Source organism: Mycobacterium sp. SA01 (genome assembly GCF_041287105.1).
Classification (GTDB): domain Bacteria; phylum Actinomycetota; class Actinomycetes; order Mycobacteriales; family Mycobacteriaceae; genus Mycobacterium.
On record NZ_JBGGNO010000019.1, the window covers coordinates 597,210 to 618,529 of the forward strand.

The 21,320-nt window shown below is 68.1% G+C and carries 18 protein-coding genes; 10 read left to right on the plus strand and 8 right to left on the minus strand.

The window, feature by feature from the left end:
* Positions 1 to 9: 9 nt before the first annotated feature.
* Entirely contained in the window at positions 10 to 1,035 is a 1,026-nt protein-coding gene (locus AB4879_RS18835) for an epoxyqueuosine reductase (RefSeq protein WP_370508771.1), read from the minus strand.
* Positions 1,036 to 1,208: 173 nt separating this feature from the next.
* Between AB4879_RS18835 and AB4879_RS18840 the strand changes: the two genes are divergently transcribed.
* Entirely contained in the window at positions 1,209 to 3,227 is a 2,019-nt protein-coding gene (locus tag AB4879_RS18840) for an MFS transporter (protein ID WP_370508772.1), read from the plus strand.
* Positions 3,228 to 3,268: 41 nt separating this feature from the next.
* The gene (locus AB4879_RS18845; protein WP_370508850.1) at positions 3,269 to 3,874 is read left to right on the plus strand and encodes an O-methyltransferase; all 606 of its coding nucleotides are present in this window, start codon (positions 3,269 to 3,271) and stop codon (positions 3,872 to 3,874) included.
* A 4-nt stretch (positions 3,875 to 3,878) separates the two neighbouring features.
* On the opposite strand, the gene AB4879_RS18850 is transcribed toward AB4879_RS18845, so the two are convergent.
* Both AB4879_RS18850 and AB4879_RS18855 read right to left on the minus strand, forming a co-directional pair.
* Positions 3,879 to 5,513: a fatty acyl-AMP ligase gene (locus AB4879_RS18850; protein WP_370508773.1), complete on the minus strand. Its 1,635-nt coding sequence runs from the start codon at positions 5,511 to 5,513 to the stop codon at positions 3,879 to 3,881.
* Between the two features lie 341 nt (positions 5,514 to 5,854).
* Entirely contained in the window at positions 5,855 to 6,808 is a 954-nt protein-coding gene (locus tag AB4879_RS18855; protein WP_370508774.1) for a 4-(cytidine 5'-diphospho)-2-C-methyl-D-erythritol kinase, read from the minus strand.
* 68 nt (positions 6,809 to 6,876) lie between these two features.
* On the opposite strand from AB4879_RS18855, the gene AB4879_RS18860 reads away from it, so the two are divergent.
* Positions 6,877 to 7,689: a serine/threonine-protein kinase gene (locus tag AB4879_RS18860; RefSeq protein WP_370508775.1), complete on the plus strand. Its 813-nt coding sequence runs from the start codon at positions 6,877 to 6,879 to the stop codon at positions 7,687 to 7,689.
* On the opposite strand, the gene rsmA is transcribed toward AB4879_RS18860, so the two are convergent.
* The 3 genes from rsmA to AB4879_RS18875 all read right to left on the minus strand — a co-directional run bounded on the left by rsmA (position 7,677) and on the right by AB4879_RS18875 (position 10,672).
* On the minus strand, positions 7,677 to 8,591 hold the full coding sequence (rsmA, locus tag AB4879_RS18865) for a 16S rRNA (adenine(1518)-N(6)/adenine(1519)-N(6))-dimethyltransferase RsmA (protein WP_370508776.1): 915 nt from the start codon (positions 8,589 to 8,591) through the stop codon (positions 7,677 to 7,679). The genes AB4879_RS18860 and rsmA overlap by 13 nt on opposite strands.
* Positions 8,588 to 9,709, minus strand: coding sequence for a transglycosylase family protein (locus AB4879_RS18870; RefSeq protein WP_370508777.1), 1,122 nt, complete (start codon positions 9,707 to 9,709; stop codon positions 8,588 to 8,590). Before AB4879_RS18870 ends, rsmA begins: the two co-directional genes overlap by 4 nt.
* 126 nt (positions 9,710 to 9,835) lie before the next feature.
* The gene (locus AB4879_RS18875) at positions 9,836 to 10,672 is read right to left on the minus strand and encodes a TatD family hydrolase (RefSeq protein WP_370508778.1); all 837 of its coding nucleotides are present in this window, start codon (positions 10,670 to 10,672) and stop codon (positions 9,836 to 9,838) included.
* Positions 10,673 to 10,697: 25 nt separating this feature from the next.
* Here AB4879_RS18875 and metG point away from each other — a divergent pair, with 25 nt between their 5' ends.
* The 4 genes from metG (at position 10,698) to AB4879_RS18895 (ending at position 15,742) form a co-directional block, all read left to right on the plus strand.
* Complete coding sequence (metG, locus tag AB4879_RS18880; RefSeq protein ID WP_370508779.1) at positions 10,698 to 12,251, plus strand: methionine--tRNA ligase; 1,554 nt, start codon at positions 10,698 to 10,700, stop codon at positions 12,249 to 12,251.
* Between the two features lie 153 nt (positions 12,252 to 12,404).
* Entirely contained in the window at positions 12,405 to 13,577 is a 1,173-nt protein-coding gene (locus AB4879_RS18885) for an NAD(P)/FAD-dependent oxidoreductase (protein ID WP_370508780.1), read from the plus strand.
* Positions 13,574 to 14,467 carry an RNA polymerase sigma-70 factor gene (locus tag AB4879_RS18890; protein WP_370508781.1) on the plus strand — a complete coding sequence of 298 codons (894 nt, stop codon included), beginning with the start codon at positions 13,574 to 13,576 and terminating at the stop codon, positions 14,465 to 14,467. The genes AB4879_RS18885 and AB4879_RS18890 overlap by 4 nt, the downstream gene beginning before the upstream one ends.
* Positions 14,468 to 14,506: 39 nt before the next feature.
* On the plus strand, positions 14,507 to 15,742 hold the full coding sequence (locus AB4879_RS18895; protein ID WP_370508782.1) for an aminodeoxychorismate synthase component I: 1,236 nt from the start codon (positions 14,507 to 14,509) through the stop codon (positions 15,740 to 15,742).
* Here the strand turns inward: AB4879_RS18895 and rsmI are convergent.
* Entirely contained in the window at positions 15,709 to 16,548 is an 840-nt protein-coding gene (gene rsmI, locus AB4879_RS18900; protein WP_370508783.1) for a 16S rRNA (cytidine(1402)-2'-O)-methyltransferase, read from the minus strand. The two genes, AB4879_RS18895 and rsmI, sit on opposite strands and share 34 nt — an antisense overlap.
* 25 nt (positions 16,549 to 16,573) lie before the next feature.
* Between rsmI and AB4879_RS18905 the strand changes: the two genes are divergently transcribed.
* Both AB4879_RS18905 and AB4879_RS18910 read left to right on the plus strand, forming a co-directional pair.
* Positions 16,574 to 18,124 (plus strand): dolichyl-phosphate-mannose--protein mannosyltransferase, encoded by a 1,551-nt coding sequence (locus AB4879_RS18905; RefSeq protein WP_370508784.1) that lies wholly within the window; start codon positions 16,574 to 16,576, stop codon positions 18,122 to 18,124.
* A gap of 117 nt (positions 18,125 to 18,241) precedes the next feature.
* Complete coding sequence (locus tag AB4879_RS18910) at positions 18,242 to 19,093, plus strand: hypothetical protein (protein WP_370508785.1); 852 nt, start codon at positions 18,242 to 18,244, stop codon at positions 19,091 to 19,093.
* Between the two features lie 51 nt (positions 19,094 to 19,144).
* Here the strand turns inward: AB4879_RS18910 and AB4879_RS18915 are convergent, their stop codons facing one another.
* Positions 19,145 to 20,071 carry an LLM class F420-dependent oxidoreductase gene (locus AB4879_RS18915; RefSeq protein WP_370508786.1) on the minus strand — a complete coding sequence of 309 codons (927 nt, stop codon included), beginning with the start codon at positions 20,069 to 20,071 and terminating at the stop codon, positions 19,145 to 19,147.
* Positions 20,072 to 20,161: 90 nt separating this feature from the next.
* Between AB4879_RS18915 and AB4879_RS18920 the strand changes: the two genes are divergently transcribed.
* On the plus strand, positions 20,162 to 21,313 hold the full coding sequence (locus AB4879_RS18920; RefSeq protein ID WP_370508787.1) for an NDMA-dependent alcohol dehydrogenase: 1,152 nt from the start codon (positions 20,162 to 20,164) through the stop codon (positions 21,311 to 21,313).
* Positions 21,314 to 21,320: the final 7 nt, after the last annotated feature.

Consider the following 21,320-nt stretch of genomic DNA (forward strand, 5'->3'; position numbering starts at 1 on the left):
CGGACCAGCCTACGCGCGGCCCCGCACCCCGGAGTCGACGACTTTGACCGGCTTGTGCGGATAGCGTCGCTCGGCATGTGCCTTCGCTGCTGAATTGGGCAGCACATAAAGGGTTTCCACCTTCTCCTGCAACGGCCGCAACACCAGGTCCATGAAGCCCTTGCGGTCGTCCAGATAGGGTTCGATGACATCCTCGCCGGCCGGGCAGACGGCCAGGCAGTAGGCCGCTTTGTAGTTCGCCTTGAACGACAGGCTCTGCCACATCGAGGCGTTCTCCGAATCGGTTACCCGCGAACGAAAGTCGGCCGCGTCCTCGCTGTCGGCGATGGTCTGCGCCCAGTCGGTGAACCCGCCCATGAACTCGCGGTAGTTGTGCACCGAGCAGGCCATGAAGTCGAACTCGCCGTCTTTCTTGATCGCGCCCACCGGGCAGGCCGCGACACAGAGCTTGCACTCCAGGCAGGGTGAATAGTCCAGTGGTGAACCGTAACTGCTGACCGGTGCGTCAACGAGAATCGTGGCCAACAGGACGAAGTTCCCGAACTTGGGATGGATGACGTTGCGGTGGATGCCCATCACCCCGAGTCCGGCGGCCACCGCGACGGGCTTGTGGGCGACCACCCAGATCCGGCCCGGGTACCGGTCCATCTCCATCGGGAAGGTGGCCGACGGGTTCAACGCCCGGTGGCCGGCGTCCTCGAGGGCCCGGGTGATCCGGTGCGCGGCCTCGTTGATGATCTCCCCGCTGCGGTGGAATTCCTGATTGGCCACACTTCGCGCGACCGAGCGCACATTGTCCCGATTCATCCGGACCACCAGCGAGATGTAGCTCCGCGTGCCTGGCAGTGCGGCCTCGACGTGTTCGCGTTCGCTCGTCAGGTCCGGGTTGTCGACGGCGGCAAATGCCACATCGTCGGCGCCCGCGGCCAGGCAGATCCCGCGGAGCCATTCGGCGTCGATCACCGGTGCCGGCGTGGTGCGCTGCTTGGCCCGCACCGCCCGCACGGTCGGATGATCGGAGAGTTGAGGACGCATAGCTAGGTATAGTACTACATACCTAGCTATCACGTGATGTGGCGCACGCCGTCGCGCGGAATATTTGTTACCTATGTAAAGTTGTTTCACGCCATGCCCCGTCTCCCCGCGTCCCCGCATCCCGTGTCGGCCACGCATCGCGCTCACGTAGCCGCGACTGGAGGACAGCGCTGATGCGCCAGGGCCCGCTCGCGGGGCGCTACCCGGCCGTGGCCGCCATGGTCACCCTCGCCCTGATCCCCTACCTGGCGCTGTCGGCCGCGCTGGATCCGCTCGTGCCGATCATTTCCGAGCAGTTGCACATGACGACACAGACGATGGCGCTGAGTTCGGGTCTGGGCAACGCGGCCTACGCCGTGGGCACGGTGCTCGCCGTGCAGTTCGCGCAACATCTTCCACAGCGCCGAATGCTGCTCGCCTACGCCGTGGTCCTCGTCATCGGATCGGTCATCGCCGCGGCCGCACCAAATGCCGCCGCGTTCATCGCCGGCCACGTCCTGCAGGGACTGGCGACCAGCATGCTGCTGATCGCCGCCGCTCCGCCGCTGACGATCGGATTTCCGCGAGACAAGCTCCGCAACACCGCGGTCATCATGAACATGTGCGTGTTCGGCGCCGTCGCGCTCGGACCGTTCCTCGGGGGTGTGCAGGCCGAGGCGCACGCCTGGCGGCCACTGTTCTGGATCGTCGCCGCCGTCGCACTGGCGGCTCTGGTCCTGGCGGCGCTGACGTTCGACGACGCACCGCCTGCCGACCCGGAGGCGCCGCGCGATCTGAAGGCGATCGGGCTGGCGACCGTCGGCTGCACGGCCGCGTTCGTCGGCGCGGCTCAGCTGAGCACTCACGAGCTCTCCGACTTCGCCGTCACCGCACCGATGTTCGGCGGCCTGGCGCTGATCGTGGCGCTGATCGTCTACCAGTTCCGCGCGCACCGGCCGCTGCTGACCATCCGCACGATGTTGACCAGTGCGATCCCGGTGGCGGGCGTCGGCGTCGCACTGTTCGCCGCAGCCGCCTCGATCGCCGCGACCACGCTGACGGCGGCCGTGTTCATGCAGCACTTCAGCCCGGTTCAGGTGGGTTTGATCTACCTGCCGGAGCTGGGCGGCGCGATCGTCATGGCGGTGGTGTTCGGTGTCGTCATCACTCGCCGTGCCATGCACTTCCTGCCGCTGGTCGGCATGGGCCTGTTGGCCGCGGGCATCGCGGTGTTCCGGGCGTCGCTACCGGCGAATGTGCCGCTGGCACTGGTCGGTTCGGCATTGACAGGTTTGGCATTGGGCGCCACCGTCGCGCCCGCGCTGTTCGTCGCCGGGTTCTCGCTGCGGTCCAACAGCCTGCAGCGCGTGTTCGCGATCATCGAATTGCTGCGCGCCGTCGCAGCATTCATGGTGGCCCCGATCTTCGCGCACCTCGCGACGCGCTACTCCGGTGACATCCTGGAAGGCACCAACGTCGCGCTGTGGGTCGGCTTCGCACTCGCGATCGGCGGCGCGGTGTTCGGCGTCGCCGTCTACGCGCTCAGCGGCGCCCGCCCGCAGACACCGGATCTCGACGAGTTCCTCGACGGTGACTCCCCCGCGTGGTACTCACCCCCGCTGCTCGCGCGTCTGCGTGGCCTTCCTCCCGCACCCCCGGCCATCGCCACGCAGCCTTCGGCACCGCCCGTCGCGCATCGTCACCCGTCGCACGCGGCAGGCCCGGTACTGTTCGCCTACGACGGTTCCGATCTGGCCAGGTATGCGATCACTAAAGCGGCGCAACAGCTTTCACCATATCGAGATGCCGTGGTGGTCTGCGTCTGGCAGCCGGTCGACGTGGGCTTCACGCCGAGCGACAACCGGCCATTCGACGCCGACTGCGCCGGCGAGGTACGCCGGGCCGCCGAACAGACCGCCGCGCACGGCGCCACCCTGGCGCGTGCAGCCGGATTCGAGGCGTGCAGCTTGGCGATCGAGGCGGCACCGACCTGGAAGGGCATCGTCGACGCCGCCGATCAGCACGACGCCGGCCTGATCGTGCTCGGTCCGCACCGTCGCAGCGGTCTGTTCGGACACCTGCAGGGCAGCGTCGCGGCGGCGGTTCTGTCCCACACCACCATTCCGGTCCTCCTGGTCCCCCAGCCGTCGGGCGACCGGGAGCCGGAGCGGCCCCCGATTCGTCAGGAAGCCGGAGTAGCCTCGGCGCGGTGAACACCCTGCGCGATCCGAAGGTGGCGGCGGCCATCGACCGTATGTATGCCGAAGCAAGCGGGCAGATGGCTCAACTCCACGCGCGCGGCGCCCAATTGCGGGCGGCGAAGACCGCACAGGAGCGCGCCGACGCGTTCAGCGACTTCTATCTTCCGGTGACCCCCGAGTCGGGCCTGCTGCTCTACACCCTCGTCCGTGCGACCCGGCCCGCTCTTGTGGTGGAGTTCGGAACGTCGTTGGGGCTCTCCACAATTCATCTGGCCAGCGCGGTGCGGGACAACGGCACCGGGCGGGTGGTGACCACCGAGCTCAGCGCCGCCAAGGTCGACGCCGCCAGGAAGACCTTCGCCGAGGTCGGTCTGGACGATCTCATCACCGTGCTGGCCGGCGACGCCACGCAGACGCTCGCCGCCATCGACGAGACTGTGGGGTTCGTCCTGCTGGACGGCTGGAAGGACCTGTACGTCCCGGTCGTTGAGGTGCTGGCGCCGCGGCTGAGCGGCGGAGCGCTGGTGGTCGCCGACAACACCGGGCTCGCCGATGCGCAGCCGTACGTCGAGTACATCCGCGACCCGGCGAATGGTTTTGTCGGCGTGAGCTTCCCGGTGCGCGACTCCGATGCGATGGAGATCAGCTGCCGGGTCTGACGGGCTAGGTGACCAGCGCGACCGAGTTGGCGCGACGCAGCTTGCCCGACGGCGTCTTCGGAATGGTGCCCGGCCCGAGCACAACGACATTGCGCGGGCGCACGTCAACCTCGGCGACCACTTCGTGTGCCACCTCGTGCTCGATGCGCCGCACCGCGACGGGATCCTGCCAGGCGTTCGATTCGACGGCGACCGCGAAGGTCTCGCGGGAGTGCCCGGCATCCAGGCGCACCGCGACCGCACAACCGGGGCGCACCCCTTCCACACGTCCGGCGGCCCGCTCGATGTCGGTCGGGTAGATGTTGCGGCCGGCCATGATGATAACGTCCTTGACCCGGCCGCACACCACGACGTGACCGTTCTCGAGCAGGTAGCCGAGGTCACCGGTGTCGTACCAGCCGCATTCGTCCTGCGCGGGCACGAAGCCGCCCATGGTGATGTAGCCGGGGGTCAACGACTCACCGCGCAGCTCAATGATGCCCACACCCCGGGCCGGCAACACGTTGCCGTCCTCGTCGACGATGCGCGCCTCGAGGTCCTTGAGCAGCGGGCCGAGCGTGGCAAGCCGGCGGGTGTTGCCCTTCGCGGCGGGAACGGCGCGGCGCAGTGCGGCCAGCAGATCGGCGTCGACCTCGTCGACGACCAGCCCGGCGCCACACTCGGAGAACGAGACCGCCAGTGTGGTCTCGGCCATGCCGTAGGCCGGCAGGATCGCCTCGGGCTGGAGGCCGAACGGCTTACCGGCGTCCAGCAGGTCCTCGACATCGGCCGGGTCCACGGGCTCGGCACCGGACAGGGCGAAGCGCAGCGTGGACAGGTCGAACTCGCCGGGCTTGGCCTGGCGGCGCAGGCGCTTGGCGAACAACGCGTACGCGAAGTTCGGCGCCGCGGTCATGGTGCCCTTGTACTTATCGATCAGCTTGGCCCACAGCAGGGTGTCGCGCAGGAAGTCCATCGGCGTGACCTTGACCAGCTCGGCACCGAAGTACATCGGGATGGTCAGGAACCCGACCATGCCCATGTCGTGGAAGCAGGGCAGCCAGCTGACCATGACATCTTTCTCGATGTCGTACTTGGCCCCGATGAACATCGCCTCGGCATTGGAGTGGATGTTGCGGTGGGTGATGATGACGGCCTTGGGAGACCCAGTCGAGCCGCTCGTCAACTGCATCAGCGCGACGTCGTCTTCGGAGGTCTCGACCGGGTCGACGGGCTCGGCGGCCAGCAGGGCCTCCACCGTGAGCACCGTGACGCCGCGCTCTTCGAGTACCGGCACCGCGACGAGGAACGGGTCGGAGACGATGACGGCCTTGGCCTCGATCATGTCGATGACGGTCGCGGTGTCCTTGGCCCACTGCTCCAGGTCGGTACGCGGAGTGGGCTGGTGCAGCATGGTCAGGCTGGCGCCGCGCATCCAGAGCGCCTGGGCGGTCGGCGCGATCTCCACCGGGGCGCCGGCCAACACACCGACTGCGTCGCCGAGGCCGATACCGGCCTGCGCCAGGCCGCCCGCGATGCGACGGGCCCGCTCGTGCACCTCACGCCACGTGTGCCGAACCGGCTCCTGCGGTTCCCCGGTGACCATGCCCTTACTGCTGGTCAAGGCACTGTGGAACATCTTGTCGGTGAAACGGCTCACGACGACCTCCTCGGCATCCGGAGCTGGCTGATCAGCGACGTTGGGGATGAAGCGAACGCCCTGTATTTCATGCTCCACCGGCCAGAACGCCCTGCATAGGAGGCACGCCAGTACGACTGGGGAGCGGTTCGATATCGAAATGGTGATGATGCGCCGGTACCGCCCGGCCACCGCCCGCCCCGGACCGGGGTGGGCGATTCGTCTGTGTGCAGTACCGAGCCGCTAGTTGTCACCGTCGATCATCTTAAACTCCCCTTAAGTTACCGCCAAGTTTTACGCACTAATGAGAAGCGCGTCACACCCGCCGGAAGGCGGGAGGTCGGCGACCAGGGACGATCTGGCTAGGCCGGCTGGCCGGGCACGATCCGGGCGCCTTGGACCGGCCCACTGGCCACCCGGACGGTGCGGCACACGTCGGCGCCGGCCAGTTCGGTGCCCACGTCGACCGCGGCGGACGCCGACTCACACAGGAACGCACACGTCGGCCCGGATCCCGAGACGATGCCGGCCAGGGCACCCGCTTCGGCACCTGCGCGCAGGGTCCGGCGCAGCCCCGGGTTCAGGCTCAGCGCCGCGGCCTGCAGATCGTTGCCCAGCAAGGGGGCCAGCTCGCGCGGGTTGCCGCCGGCCAGTGCTCCCAGCAGCGGCTCGGGATCGGTCAGCCGCGGCGGATCACCCGCTTCGCGGAGCCGGTCGATCTCGCGATAGACCTCCGCCGTGGACAGTCCGTCCTGACCGAAGGCCAGCACCCAGTGAAATGTGTTGCGGGCCAACACCGTCGCCAGCTCTTCGCCCCGACCGGTGCCCAGCGCCGTGCCGCCGTGCAGAGCGAACGGGACGTCGCTTCCCAGCTCGGCGGCCAGCGCATGCAGGTCGCGGCGCGGCACGCCCAGCTCCCACAGATTGTTCATCGCGACCAGAACCGCCGCCGCGTCGGCGCTGCCGCCGGCCATCCCACCGGCCACCGGTATCGACTTGTCGATGGTGATCTCCACGTCCGGCGCGCGCCCGATGTGGTCGGCCATCAGCTCGGCGGCCTGCCAGGCGATGTTGGTCTCGTCGACGGGCAGCTGATCGGCGCCCTCCCCGACCACCCGCAGGGACAAGAGGTCGGCGTTGCGCACCGTCACCTCGTCGACCAGAGACACGGCGTGGAAGACCGTGGCGAGCTCGTGATAGCCGTCGGCGCGGCGGTCACCGACCTCCAGGTACAGATTCACCTTGCCCGGCACGCGCACGGTCACCGATCCGGTCGGCACCCATTCGGCAGCGATAGAACCGTTGGACGAGGGCACGCCCACGAGACTATCGCGCCGTGCGCAATTCGCCTGGCCGTCACCGACCCGCGCTCTAGGGTCGAACCGTGACGAACCCCGGGCAGTCGTTCGCGGGCTACGTCGTCGACAGGGAGCTGGGCCGCGGCGGCGAGGCGGTGGTCTACCTGGCCCGCGGGGCCGACCGGACACCGGAACTGGTCGCGCTGAAGGTGCTCGACGACGACCACCGCACCCCGGCGAGCATCGCCCGCCTGGCCCGCGAATACCGCATCGCCGACCGGCTGCGCCACCGCCACATCGTGACCGTCTACGACCATGGCCGGCACTGGATGGCCATGCAGTACGTCGACGGCGGCGACGCCAGCGGGCTGAGCTCGCCGGCGACCCGGCTGGCGGCGCTCGCCCAGATCGCCGCGGCCCTCGACCACGCCCACCACGACGGCATCGTGCACAGTGACGTCAAACCCACGAATATTCTTGTGCACCAGAACTTTTCCGAATTCGGCGCGGTTCTCATCGACTTCGGCGTCGCGCACATCCTCGCCGAGGACGTCTGGCACCGGCCCGCGCAGGTGGTGACCTCGCTGCCCTACGCCGCACCCGAACTGCTGCAGGGCCGCCTCCCCCAAGCAGCGACCGACGAGTACGCGCTGGCTTGCACCGCGTTGGAATTGCTCACCGGCGCACCGCCGTTCGCGTGCGACAATCCGCTGGCGCTGGTCGACGCACACGTGCACAGTCCGCCGCCGGAGGTGTCGACACGGATCCCGTGGCTGACGAGGTCGTTCGACCTGGTGCTGGCCAGGGCGATCGCGAAGGACCCAGACCGGCGATACCCGTCATGCACCGAGTTGGTGCATCACCTCACCGAAGCGGTGCGAAGCGCTCAGAACACCTGAGCCGGCCGCGACGGGCCTTCGGAGGAGTCCGTCGAAGGAGTGAAGTCTGCCGATCGCTGCAGCAGCCGCACGAAGTCGGCGACCGTCAGCGTCTCCCCGCGGCGGGCGGGATCGATGCTGGCGGCCAGCAGACGTTCGGCGGACTCGTTGCCGGAGCCGGCCCACTCCAGGAAGGCGTTGCGGGCTGTCTTGCGGCGCTGCGCGAAGGCGATGTCGATCAGATCGAACACGCTCTCGCGGAAGTCGTCCTCGGTCGGCCACGGCGAGGTCTCGTGGCGGTCGATGCGCACCAGACCGGAGTAGACCCGCGGAATCGGCCAGAACACCGTCGGCGACACCATGCCGTAGCGGCGGACCTTGCCGAAGAACCGGACCTTGACGCTGGGCACGCCGTAATCCTTGCCGCCGGGCTCGGCGGCCAGGCGCTCGGCCACCTCGGCCTGGACCATCACCATCACGGTCCGGATCGAGGGGAATTCGGCCAGCAGATGCAGCAGCGCCGGCACGGCGATGTTGTACGGGAGGTTGGCCACCACGGCGGTCGGCGGCTCGACGAGGTCGGAGCGCTCGATGCCGAGGATGTCGCGGTTGAGCACGGTCAGCCGGTGGATCTCGCTGTGCGAATGCTCCGCAACCGTCTTGGGCAGACGCTGGGCCAGCACCGGGTCGATTTCGATCGCGCTCACCGTCGCGCCGCGGTCCAGCAACGCCAGCGTCAGGGAGCCGAGGCCGGGGCCGACTTCCAGGACATGGTCGTGCTTGTTTATCCCGGAAGCGGAGACAATACGACGCACGGTATTTGCGTCGTGTACGAAATTCTGTCCCAGAGATTTACGCGGCTTGAAGTCGAGTTCTTTGGCCAGATTTCTGATCTCTGTCCGCCCGAGTAAACGAATTGTCACGATGCACCCCTACCACACACGGGCCACGCTCCCCAGCCTTGTCGCGATCTTGTTACTTCAGCAATCGCAATTTGTTCTTCTCTGGTTGCCAAATCGGCTCGCTCAGCATAGCGCAGTCCGCCGTTTCTTTCCCAGGTGTTTTGATCAAATTGCACACCGCCGAAGTAACCGTTACCGGTATTGATCGCCCAGTTGCCGCCCGCTTCGCACCTGGCAATGGCATCCCAAATGGGTCCGTTGAGCACCTGAGGCACCTCGGTGCCGGGCTTCGCACCGACCCGCAAAACCGAATCACGCGCCGGCACAACGACAATGTTGGCAACGGGAAGCCGGCCCGTTTCCACTCCGTTGACCTTGGCGACAGCAAAAGTTACGTCTTGCAAGCCGGGCGTCCCGGGATCTTCCACGACCTGGCGGCTCATGTTCAGCGTCGGGTCCTCGATCCGCTGGGCGTTCGGTGCCAGCGGCATCTGCTGAGTGACCTTCTCGACGCGAATCCGGGTGACCTGGATCTGCATACCGGCGATCACCGGCGAGGACGGCGCGGGCACCACCGAGTCGGCCTGCTCCAGCGGCACGCCCGCGGCCGCCAGCAGACCCGCCACATTCGGCGCGGCCAGATGCACGGTCTTCACCACTCCGCCGTCGTTGATCTGGACCGTCTTGGCGCTCACCACGGGAAGCGCCATGCCCTCCAGCGGCAACCGGCTGCCACGCGAAGCCGCCGCCGGCGCGGTGTCGGTCATCCGCAGCTGGGCCAGCGCCTCGTCCACGGTCGACGCCGTGGTCCACACCTGCTTGGCGTCCTTGCCGTCCAGCGAGATCTGCAGGGGCCGGCTGCGGCGCAGCACGATCGTCTCGGCTTCTGTGACGGGCTGATTGGCGCCGGGGAACAGGTCGTCGCGCTCGCCGACGGAGTAGCCGTTCTCCTGGACGACGTCGATGACCCGCGACTTCATCGTGCTGACCTTCAGCTGGGCACCGTCGACGTTGAGCGTCACGGTCTTGTGGGAGCTCACCGCGAACGCCCCGGCACCGGCCAGTGTCAGCAGCACTGCGGCGACGACGAGACGAAGGATCGGTGACGGCGACTGATGCAGCTTGGTCAACGCATTCAAGAGTTTCGGTCCTGCCTAAGTACTAAAAAAGCAACAGGGGCGCCAATGTGGCTCCCCTTTGATCACAAGACGGTAACGAACCATCCCGGCCCGGAGCAACCCGGGCCCGCCGCTCTCAACAGACCCTTAGAGACCGTAGACCCGCCGCGCGGTGTCCGATGACTGCTCAGCCAGCAACTCCGCCGGGCGCCCGACGACCTCGGCCAGGGCGCGCACCGTGTAGGGCAGGCAATACGGCTCGTTGGGTGCCCCGCGGAAGGGGTGTGGGGTCAGGAACGGGGCGTCGGTCTCGACCAGCAGCTGCCCGGGCGGGATCAGCGCCGCCGCCTCGCGCAGGTCACGGGCGTTGCGGAAGCTGACCGTGCCGGACAGGCTGAGCACCCACCCCGCCGCGACGCAGGTCTTGGCCATCTCGGGCCCGGAGGAGAAGCAGTGGAAGATGACCGCCTCGGGGGCGCCCTCGGCACGCAGCACGTCGAGCACCTCGGCGTCGGCGTCGCGGTTGTGGATCATCAGCGGCTTACCCGTGCGCTTGGCCAGGTCGATGTGCCAGGCGAAGGACTCACGCTGAGCCGAAGGGTCGGCGCAGCCGTCGAGCTTGCCGGGCCAGTACAGGTCCATGCCGGTCTCCCCGACCGCCACCACCCGCTCGTGGGTGGCCAGTTGTTCCAGCTCCGCGCGGGCGTCGTCGGTCAGCGCATTCGCGCGGGTCGGATGCAGCGCCACCGCGGCGTAGACGCGCGGGTCCCAGGTGGCCGCCTCGGCGGCCCAGCGGGCGGCATCGAGATCGTCGGCGATCGTCACCGCGGCCAGCACGCCCGCTTCGCCGGCGCGGTCCATGATCGCGCGGACGTCGTCCGCAGTGCGGGCGCCGCACGCGTCCAGGTGGGTGTGCGCGTCGATCAGCGGCGTCAAGGGCTCTGGCAGCGGCGGCGGCTCGCGCCTCTTGTCCTGGGAACCCACGCCCACACTTTAGGGTGAACCCCAAATGAGTAAGCCGCCGTACTACCTGACCACCGCGATCGCCTACCCCAACGGGGCGCCGCACATCGGCCACGCCTACGAATACATTGCGACCGACGCGATCGCCCGCTTCAAGCGGCTCGACGGTTTCGACGTGCGCTACCTGACCGGCACCGACGAGCACGGGCTGAAGATGGCGCAGACGGCCGCCGCCGAGGGCATCCCGACCGCCGAGCTGGCGCGGCGCAACTCCGACGCCTTCCAGGCGATGCAGGAAAAGCTCGGGGCGTCGTTCGACCGTTTCATCAGGACCACCGACGCCGACCATGTCGACGCGTCGATCGAGATCTGGAAGCGGATGGATGCCGCAGGCGACATCTATCTCGACTCGTACTCCGGCTGGTATTCGGTGCGCGACGAACGCTTCTACACCGAGGACGAACTCGAAACCCGCGCCGACGGCAACAAGTACTCCATCGAGACCGGCACGCCCGTGACGTGGACCGAGGAGCAGACCTACTTTTTCCGGTTGTCGAACTACGCGCAGCGACTGCTGGCCCATTACGAGGCGCACCCGGAGTTCATCGGTCCCGATGTCCGCCGCAATGAGGTCGTCAGCTTCGTCTCGGGCGGCCTTCGCGACTTGTCGATCTCGCGGACCACCTTCGACTGGGGGGTTCCCGTCCCGGGCCACCCGGACCACGTGATGTACGTGTGGGTCGACGCGCTGACCAACTACCTGACCGGCGCCGGCTTCCCCGACACCGACTCCGAGTCGTTCCGCAAGTACTGGCCCGCCGATCTGCACATGATCGGCAAGGACATCATCCGCTTCCACACCGTGTACTGGCCCGCGTTCCTGATGTCGGCCGGAATCGAGCTGCCCAGAAGGGTTTTCGTGCACGGCTTTCTACTCAACAGCGGCGAGAAGATGAGTAAGTCGGTCGGCAATGTCGTCGACCCGTTCGCGCTCGTCGACGCCTTCGGCCTCGATCAGGTGCGCTACTTCCTGCTGCGCGAGGTGCCGTTCGGGCAGGACGGCAGCTACAGCGAGGACGCCATCATCGGCCGGATCAACGCCGACCTGGCCAACGAGTTCGGCAACCTGGCGCAGCGCTCGCTGTCGATGGTCAACAAGAACCTCGACGCGCGGGTGCCGGAGCCCGGTGAGTTCACCGACGCCGACCGGGAGCTGCTGGCGCTCGCCGACGAACTGCTCCCCACGGTGCGCGCGCACTTCGACGTGCCGGCCATGCACCTTGCCCTGGAGGCCATCTGGGCGATGCTCGGCGCCGCCAACCGGTACTTCTCCGCTCAAGAACCCTGGGTGCTGCGCAAGTCGGAGGCGGCGGCCGATCAGGAGCGGTTCCGCACGGTGCTCTACGTGACGCTGGAGGTGGTGCGGATCGCCGCGCTGCTGATGCAGCCCGTCGTCCCCACATCGGCGGCCACCCTGCTCGATCTGCTCGGGCAGGAGGCGTCGGCCCGCGACTTCGGCGCCGTCGCGGTACGCATCGCACCCGGCACCGAACTGCCGGCACCGGCTGGCGTCTTCCCGAGGTATCAGCCGACCGAGTGACGCTGTGAGCTGAGTGAGTGGAACGAGCGCAGCGAGAGACGGGAACGAAGCGAACAAATCCGACGCTGTGAGCTGCATCACGTAGCGTCACATCCACCGGCCCCCTGGTGTCTCGAGGTCAGCACGCTCAAGCGACCTCAAAGGAGAGATGTGATGACCGAGCAACGCGCCCGAGTTGTGGTGATCGGTGGCGGCTACGCCGGAGTGATCGCGGCCAACCATCTGCGGCAGCGACCCGATGTCGAGATCACCCTGCTGAACCCGCGGCCCGATTTCGTCGAGCGGATCCGGCTGCACCAGGTGATCACCGGTTCCGACGATGGAGTCGTCGACTACGCCGAGATCCTCGGCCCCGGTATCGAGTTGGTGGTCGACGCCGCCACCCGCATCGACACCGAGACGCGGCAGGTCGAACTGTTCAGCGGCCCCCCTGTGCCGTATGACTACCTGATCTACGCGGTGGGCAGCGGCTCGGCGCGGCCGGCGGTGCCGGGTGCGGACGAATTTGCCTATCCCATCGCCGATCTCGAAGAAGCGCAGCGGCTGACCACCGCGCTGGCCGACCTGCACTCTCGTGCCCCGGTGTGTGTGGTCGGCGCCGGCCCGACCGGCATCGAGACCGCTGCCGAACTGGCCGAGCAGGGCCGCACGGTCACGCTGGTGTGCGGTCCGGTCCTCGGGCCCTACCTGAGCACGCCTGGGCGCCGGTCGGTGGCCAAGCAGCTGCGCAAGCTCGGCGTCGAGATCGTCGACGGACCGCAGGCCGTGGTGACCGCGGTGGCCGCGGATGCGGTCACCCTGGCCGACGGGCGCAGGCTGGCGAGCGCGGTGACGATCTGGACCGCGGGGTTCGGGGTCCCCGATCTCGCGACACGCTCCGGCCTGCGTACCGACGCGATCGGACGACTGCTCACCGACGAGACCCTGACCAGTGTGGACAGCAACCGGATCGTGGCGGCCGGCGATGCCGCCGCCCCGTCAGGTCAGCCGCTGCGGATGAGCTGCCAGGCCGCGATCCCGCTGGGCGCCCAGGCCGCCAACACCGTGCTGGCCCGGCTCGCCGGGGATCAGCCCGCTGCGATCAGCCAGGCGTTCACCGGTCAGTGCATCAGCCTCGGCCGCGGTGGCGCGACCATTCAGATCGCCCGCACCAACGACGTTCCGCTGCCGCTCTACATCGGCGGCCGCGCGGCCGCGACGATCAAGGAGGCGGTGTGCAAGGGCACCATCGGCTTCCTGCGCCGCGAAGCCCGCAAGCCGGGCTCCTATTTCTGGATCAAGGGCGGCGGCAAGCGCCCCGCTCCCGAGCCTGTGGCGACCCGGTGACAGCGGCCGAGGAGCACGCCGACCGGTTCACCCTGCTGCGGCCGCTGCTGTTCACCATCGCCTACGAGATCACCGGGTCGGCCACCGAGGCCGACGACGTGTTGCAGGACAGCTATTTACGTTGGGCGACAGTAGATTTGGCTGAGGTTCGAGACACCAAGGCGTACCTGGCCCAGCTGGTCACCCGGCAGGCGCTGAACACGCTGCGCTCGCAGTCCCGCCGCCGGGAGGACTATGTCGGCCCGTGGCTGCCTGAACCGCTGCTGCTCGACGAGCACGACGGGGCCGCCGACGTGGTGCTGGCCGAGTCGGTGTCGATGGCGATGCTCGTGGTGCTCGAGACGCTGACTCCCGATGAGCGTGCGGTCTTCGTGCTGCGTGAGGTGTTCGGCTTCAGCCACGACGAAATCGCCGATGCGATAGGAAAATCCACGGCCGCGGTGCGGCAGATGGCGCATCGCGCCCGCGAGCATGTGCACTCGAGGCGGCGCCGGTTTTCCCCATTGGACCCGCAACAGTCCGAGCAGATCACCACGCAATTCCTGATGGCGGCGGCGACCGGTGACCTGGAGGGGCTGATGAGCATGCTGGCGCCCGACGTGGTGTTCACCTCCGACAGTGACGGCAAGGTCAGCGCCGCCCGCCGGCCGGTGCTGGGGCCGGCCAAGGTCGCCAGGCTCATCATCGGGCTGTTCCGCCAGGCGACGCCGGAGTACCGGATCGAGGGGGCGAACTACAACGGGGCGCCCGCGATCGTCGTCTTCCGCGGTGAGCAGGCCGAGTCGGTGATGCTGGTGGAGATCACCGAGGGGACGATCACCAACTTCTACGCGATGCGCAACCCGGACAAGCTGGCCGCCGTCACCGTGCGCAGGGAGATCAGCCGCTGATCCTTTGCGTCTGCCGACCGCAGGCGTCAGGCTATGGCGATGCGCATCGACCGGCTCGGGGACCTCGGCACCGCCGCCGAGGTCCTGCGCGCCGTGGCCGCCGGCGCGCGTCTGCGCGGACTGGCGCCACCCGCCGCTCTGGCCGGTGACTGGTTCGGCGCCGGCGCGGTGATCGCCCCCACCCTCTCGGTGCGGGCGGTCGAGCCCACAGCGGTGTTCCCGGTGCCGCCTGGTCACCGCGGTGACGCGGTCGGTGGCGGCTGGATCGGCTACCTGTCCTATCCCGACGCAACGGCCGACGGCGCGCCGCCGCGAATCCCCGAGGCGGCCGGCGGCTGGACCGACAATGTGCTGCGATTGGACCGCGACGGCTGCTGGTGGCACGAAAGCCTCTCCGCCGCGCCGATCGCGGGATGGGTGGCCGACGCCTTGTCGTCCCCGGCCCCGCCGCTGACTTACGACATCGACTGGGACAAGCCCGATTTCGCGCGCCACCAAGACGGCGTGCTGGCCTGCCTGGCGGCGATCGAGGCCGGCGAGGTGTATCAGGCCTGCGTGTGCACACAGTTCACCGGCACGCTGCGCGGCTCGTCGCTGGAGTTCTTCGCCGACGCCGTCACCCGGACCACACCGGCGCGGGCCGCCTACCTGGCCGGCGATTGGGGCGCGGTGGCATCGCTGTCACCTGAACTGTTCCTGCGACGCACCGGCGACGACGTGGCGTCCAGTCCGATCAAGGGGACGCTGCCCTTGCACCGGTCGCCGGACGAACTGCGGGCGTCGGTCAAGGACGTCGCCGAGAACATCATGATCGTGGATCTGGTGCGCAACGATCTCGGCCGGGCCGCCGACACCGGCACCGTCACCGTCGCCGAACTGCTCACGGTCCGGGCCGCACCCGGGGTGTGGCACCTGGTGTCGACGGTGGCGGCCAAAGTTCGCCCCGAGATCCCCAACGGCGCACTGCTGGCCGCGACCTTCCCCCCGGCTTCGGTGACCGGAACTCCGAAAACCCGTGCTCGGCAACTGCTTTCACAGTGGGAACCACGGCGTCGCGGCGTGTACTGCGGGACGTTGGGAATGGCCTCCCCGATCGCGGGCACCGAACTGAACGTGGCAATCCGCACCGTCGAGTTCGATGCGGCCGGCGGGGCGGTGCTCGGCGTCGGCGGCGGCATCACGGCCGACTCCGATGCGATGGCCGAATGGCAGGAATGCCTCGATAAGGCCGCGCCGGTTCTCTACGCGTCCCGGGCTCGCAGCACCGCGTCATAGAGCTCCCGTTTCGCCGGTGCACCCGGATGGGTGTCGACCACCTGGGTACAGGCGTCCTTGACCCGCATGCCGTCGGCGACCAGCAGTTCGACCTCGGCGACCAGCGTCGGCAGGTCGGTGGTCAGAACCGCGGGGGCGAGCACCACGGTGATCTCGCCGAGCACCTTGTCGTCCGCCCACTGCGCGAGCTCGGCCAGCGAGCCGCGAAGGATCTCCTCGTGCACCTTCGTCAGCTCACGGCACACCACCACCCGCCGGTCCGGGCCGAGTTCGTCGACCGCGTCGCGCAGGCAGTCGGCCAGCCGGCGGGGTGATTCGAAGAACACGCAGGTGCGTTGCTCAGCGGCCAGGCCGGCCAGCCAGGTCCGTCGCGCGGACTGCTTGCGAGGCGCGAACCCCTCGAAGCAGAACCGGTCCGACGGCAGGCCGGAGACCGCCAGTGCGGTGGTGACCGCCGACGGGCCGGGCAGACAACTGACGGTTAGGTCAGCCTCGATACACGCGGTCACCATCCGATAGCCGGGATCGTTGATCAGCGGCATCCCGGCGTCACTGACCACCAACACGGTGGCGCCCGCCTTGATGTCGTCGAGCAGCGCCGGCACCCGGGCCGCCTCGTTCTGGTCGAACAGGCTGACCATCCGCCCGGCGATCCGCACGTCCAGTGATTGGGCCAGCGAGCGCACCCTCCGGGTGTCCTCGGCGGCCACCACGTCGGCGGTCGCGAGGGCGTCGACCAGTCGTTTCGACGCGTCCCCCGGCTGACCCAGCGGCGTGGCACCGAGGATCAGTCGCCCAGTCGTCACGCCCGACAGCCTACGATCGCAGGCGATGTCCACGACAGCCGATGACCTCGCCGTGCACGAACGCCACGTGCCCGTCATCAGCCCGGGACCGTTGGTGCCGGTCGCCGACTTCGGCCCGATCGACCGCATCGAGGGCTGGGTGGCCACCGCGATCATCACCGCGCTGGCCGCGCTGACCCGGTTGATGAACCTGGGTTCGCCCACCGACGCGGGCACCCCGATCTTCGACGAGAAGCACTACGCGCCGCAGGCCTGGCAGATGCTGTCGAACTACGGCGTCGAGGACAACCCCGGCTTCGGGCTGGTGGTGCACCCGCCGGTGGGCAAGCAGATGATCGCGTTGGGCGAGGCGATCTTCGGCTACAACGGGGTGGGCTGGCGGTTCACCAGCGCCGTGTTGGGCGTGCTGCTGGTCCTGCTGGTGGTTCGGATCGTGCGGCGGATCAGTCGCTCCACGCTGGTCGGGTCGATGGCCGGGCTGCTGCTGATCGCCGACGGGGTGAGCTTCGTCGCGGCGCGCACCGCGCTGCTCGACGGCATCCAGACCTTCTTCGTCGTCGCGGCGTTCGGGGCGCTGATCGTCGACCGCGACCAGGTCCGCGAGCGAATGCACAACGCGCTGCTCGAGGGCCGCATCGCCGAGACGCCGTGGGGTCCCCGTCTCGGGGTTCGGTGGTGGCGCTTCGGCGCGGGCGTGCTGCTGGGCGTGGCGACGGCGACCAAGTGGTCGGGTTTGTACTACATCGTGTTCTTCGGCGCGATGACGCTGGCGTTCGACATCGCCGCCCGGCGCGCATACCGGGTGCCGCGGCCGTGGTTCGGCACGATCCGCCGCGACGTCGGACCGACGGCCTATGTGTTTCTGGCGATTCCGTTCGCGGTGTACCTCGCGTCGTACGCGTGGTGGTTCTCCTCCGAGACCGCGGTCAACCGGTACGAGGTGGGCCAGTCGATCGGCGAGCGGCAGTGGTATCAGCCGCCGGATGCGATCCGGTCGCTGTGGCACTACACGTACAAGGCGTTTCACTTCCATGCGACGCTGACGAACGCGAACGGCAACCACCACCCGTGGGAGTCCAAACCGTGGACGTGGCCGATGTCGTTGCGGCCGGTGCTGTATGCGATCGACAACCAGAACGTCCCGGGCTGCGGCAGCGCCTCCTGCGTGAAGGCCGTGATGCTGGTCGGCACCCCCGCGATGTGGTGGCTGGCGGTGCCGGTCCTGTTCTACGCGGTGTGGCGCGCGTTCGTCCGTCGCGACTGGCGCTACGCCGTCGTCCTCACCGGTTACGGCGCCGGGTTCCTGCCCTGGTTCGCCGACATCGACCGGCAGATGTACTTCTTCTACGCGGTGCCGATGGCGCCGTTCCTGGTGATGGCGATCGCGCTGATACTCGGCGACATCCTGCATGCGCGAAACCAGAATGCCGAACGACGAACGCTCGGGCTGATCGCGGTGAGCTGCTACATCGCGCTGGTGATCACCAACTTCGCCTGGCTGTACCCGGTGCTGACCGGAGTACCGATCTCACAGGCGACGTGGAACATGGAGATCTGGCTGCCCAGCTGGCGCTAAGAGCTATCCACAGGGCGAGATCGACACCACGGTCGTGATTTCGAGAATTCCACAGCCCTGAGGTCGTTTTCGCGGTGCTGACTAGTCGGTTCTGATCCCGCGCCGCAGCATTCGGGCATGTCGTCGCCGTTCATCGGAAGTGCCGCAATCGCCAGCGGGCTACTCACGCGCGGCCAGTTGCGCTGGAACTACACCGCAATACATCCCGACGTGTACATCCCCAACGGATCCGAACGCACCCTCGACGTCCGCACCCGGGCAGCGGCACTGTGGGTGCCGGACGGCATCATCGCCGGGCGTGCGGCGGCCGCTTTGCACGGGGCGTCGTGGGTCGCCGCGGCCACCCCGATCGAGCTCATCGGGCGTGCCCGCCGCCACCAGCCCGGCGTCGTCGTGCGCGAGGAACGCATCGGCTCAGGCGAATTCATGCTGGTGGACGACGTGGTCGTCACGACGCCCGAACGCACCGCGCTCGACCTCGCTCGCCACCTGGCGAGAGGCGAGGCCGTCGCCCACCTCGACGCACTCGCCGCGGCCACCGGCGTCGAATCCGCCGACGTACTCGCGCTTGGCGACCACTACCCCGGCGCGCGAGGAATCCAGCGAGCGCGATCCGTCCTGCCGCTGACCGACGCGGGCGCCCAGTCGCCGCGGGAATCCTGGCTGCGGTTGCTGTTGATCGACGCCGGATACCCTCGTCCCGCGACTCAGGTTCCCGTCTCGGACGGCTACACGACGGCGTTCATCGACCTCGGATGGGACGAGCCGAAGATCGGGCTGGAGTACGAGGGTGCGCATCACCAGGCCGATCGCAGCCAACACGTCCGGGACATCGGCCGCTACGACATGCTCGAAGCCATGGGCTGGCTGATCATCCGTGTGGTGAAGGAACACAGCCGGGCCTACATCCTTCAGCGAGTGCACGACGCTTTCACCCGCCGGCGACTCGCACTGGCGAGATCTGCATGAGGGTCGCGAATCCGGCTGGTCCACAGCCATGGTGTCGATCTCGCCGAGGCGTTAGAGCCCCAGCATCGGCTTCAGCAGTTCACCGACCGCGGCGACCCCACCCGGGGTGTACCCGTTGATCGTCGCTGCGGACAGGATGACGCCGTCGACACCCGCGTCGAGCACCTTGGTCTTGATCTGGTCGGCGATCTGCTCCGGGTTGCCGAAGACGGCCTGCTGCTTGAAGTCGTCCGGGATCATGTCGGCGGTGATGTTCTCGTCGATGAGCGCGATCGCGAGCACACTGGTCTCCAAGGTGGCGGGGTCGCGGCCGATCTTCTCGCACGCGTCGGCGACCACCTGGACCTTGCGCGGCAGCTCGTCGAAGCCGGCGATGATGTTCAGGTGATCGAAGTGCTTGGCGGCCAACGGAATTGTCTTCTTCTCGCCGCTGCCGCCGATCATCAGCGGAATGTGGTCGCGGAAGCGGGGATTGGCGAACGCCTCTTTGGTTTGGTAGTGCTTGCCGTCCACTGTCACCCGCTCGCCCTTGAGCATCGGCAGGATGATGTCCAACGCTTCGTGCAGCTTGTTGAACCGGTCGGTGAAGGTGCCGAACTCGTAGCCCAGTGAGTCGTGTTCGAGTTCGAACCAGCCGGTGCCGATGCCCAGGACCGCCCGGCCCTGGCTGATCACATCGAGGGTGGTGATCTCCTTGGCCAGCAGGGCCGGGTTGCGGTAGGTGTTGCCGGTGACCAGCGTGCCGAGCTGAACCCGGCTGGTCGCCGTCGCCAGCGCACCCAGCGCGGTATAGGCCTCCAGCATCGGCTCCTCGGGCGCACCGAGCCCGGGCAGCTGATAGAGGTGGTCCATAAGGAAAACCGAGTCGAACCCGGTGGCCTCGGCCTCTTCGGCCTGCGCGATCACGGTCGGAAACAGCTCGGCGACGCCGGTGCCGTAGGAGAAGTTCGGGATCTGAAGTCCAAGTTTGATTGCCACGTCTGTGAACCTAACCCCGACTAAGCGGAGCGTGCGCCCCGTTTCACTCTCCGCGAACCCGGGAATAGACCGCGCCGTAAGGTCAGGGCCATGAAAAGCCGCGCAGCGATCGTCCGCGAGGTCGGCGGCACCTGGTCGGTCGAGGATTTCGAACTCGACCCCCCGCGCTCCGGCGAGGTGCTGGTGCAGATGGCCGCCGCCGGGCTGTGCCATTCCGACGACCACATCCGCAACGGCTTCATGTCACCGCCCTCCGGACCAAGGGATGCCCCGACCTCGCGTCCCCCGACCATCGGCGGTCACGAGGGTTCGGGGGTGGTCGTGGAGGTCGGCCCCGGCGTCACCGAGCTGGCTCCCGGCGACCATGTCGTGACCTCCTTCGTCGCGGTGTGCGGGCATTGCCGCTGGTGCGCGTCGGGCATGGAGTACCTGTGCGACAAGGGCGCCGGGGTGCTGACGCCGGGCATGCCGACCGACGGCACCTTTCGCCACCACACCCTCGACGGGCACGACGTCGGCCACACCTCCAAGATCGGCGCCTTCGCCGAACACACTGTCGTCGCCGCGGATTCGCTGGTGAAGATCGACCCGGACATCCCGCTCGTGCCCGCCGCTCTGCTGGCGTGTGCGGTCCCGACCGGGTACGGCTCGGCGGCCCGCCGCGGCAATGTGCGCGGCGGAGACACCGTCGTGGTGGTCGGCGCCGGCGGCATCGGCACCGCCGCCATCCAGGGCGCCCGGATCAACGGTGCGACGACGATCGTGGCGGTCGATCCCCTTGAGAACAAACGCAAGTCGGCCATCGACTTCGGCGCAACCCACACCGCGGTCTGGGCGGCCGATGCGAAAGACCTGGTTCGGGACCTGACGCGCGGGGTGATGGCGGACTGCGTGGTTGTCGCGCCGTCGGACATCACCGGTGACGATGTGCGCGACGCGCTGGCGCTCACCCGCAAGGGCGGCACCTGTGTGCTGACCGGTATGGCCCCGTCCGGCCCGCTGCCGGTCCACCTGGACATCCAAGACCTGGTCTTGATGAACAAGACCCTGTGCGGAACCGTGTTCGGCTCGTGCAATCCGCGTTCCGAAATCCCGCTGCTGGCAAGCATGTACAGCGCGGGCCAGCTGCGCCTCGACGAGATGATCACCACCCGCTACCGCCTCGACGACATCAACGACGCCTTCGACGACCTGATGCAGGGCCGGTTGATTCGCGGCGTCATCGACTTCGGGATCGCTTGAGCGCGCC

Bases quoted from the DNA above. Each gene is read 5' to 3' on its own strand.
- AB4879_RS18910 (WP_370508785.1), top strand. From the start codon at position 18,242: ATGTCGTCGCCGTTCATCGGAAGTGCCGCAATCGCCAGCGGGCTACTC.
- AB4879_RS18920 (WP_370508787.1), top strand. From the start codon at position 20,162: ATGAAAAGCCGCGCAGCGATCGTCCGCGAGGTCGGCGGCACCTGGTCG.
- AB4879_RS18885 (WP_370508780.1), top strand. From the start codon at position 12,405: ATGACCGAGCAACGCGCCCGAGTTGTGGTGATCGGTGGCGGCTACGCC.
- AB4879_RS18845 (WP_370508850.1), top strand. From the start codon at position 3,269: ATGTATGCCGAAGCAAGCGGGCAGATGGCTCAACTCCACGCGCGCGGC.
- AB4879_RS18905 (WP_370508784.1), top strand. From the start codon at position 16,574: ATGTCCACGACAGCCGATGACCTCGCCGTGCACGAACGCCACGTGCCC.
- AB4879_RS18895 (WP_370508782.1), top strand. From the start codon at position 14,507: ATGCGCATCGACCGGCTCGGGGACCTCGGCACCGCCGCCGAGGTCCTG.
- AB4879_RS18840 (WP_370508772.1), top strand. From the start codon at position 1,209: ATGCGCCAGGGCCCGCTCGCGGGGCGCTACCCGGCCGTGGCCGCCATG.
- AB4879_RS18835 (WP_370508771.1), bottom strand. From the start codon at position 1,035: ATGCGTCCTCAACTCTCCGATCATCCGACCGTGCGGGCGGTGCGGGCC.
- metG (WP_370508779.1), top strand. From the start codon at position 10,698: ATGAGTAAGCCGCCGTACTACCTGACCACCGCGATCGCCTACCCCAAC.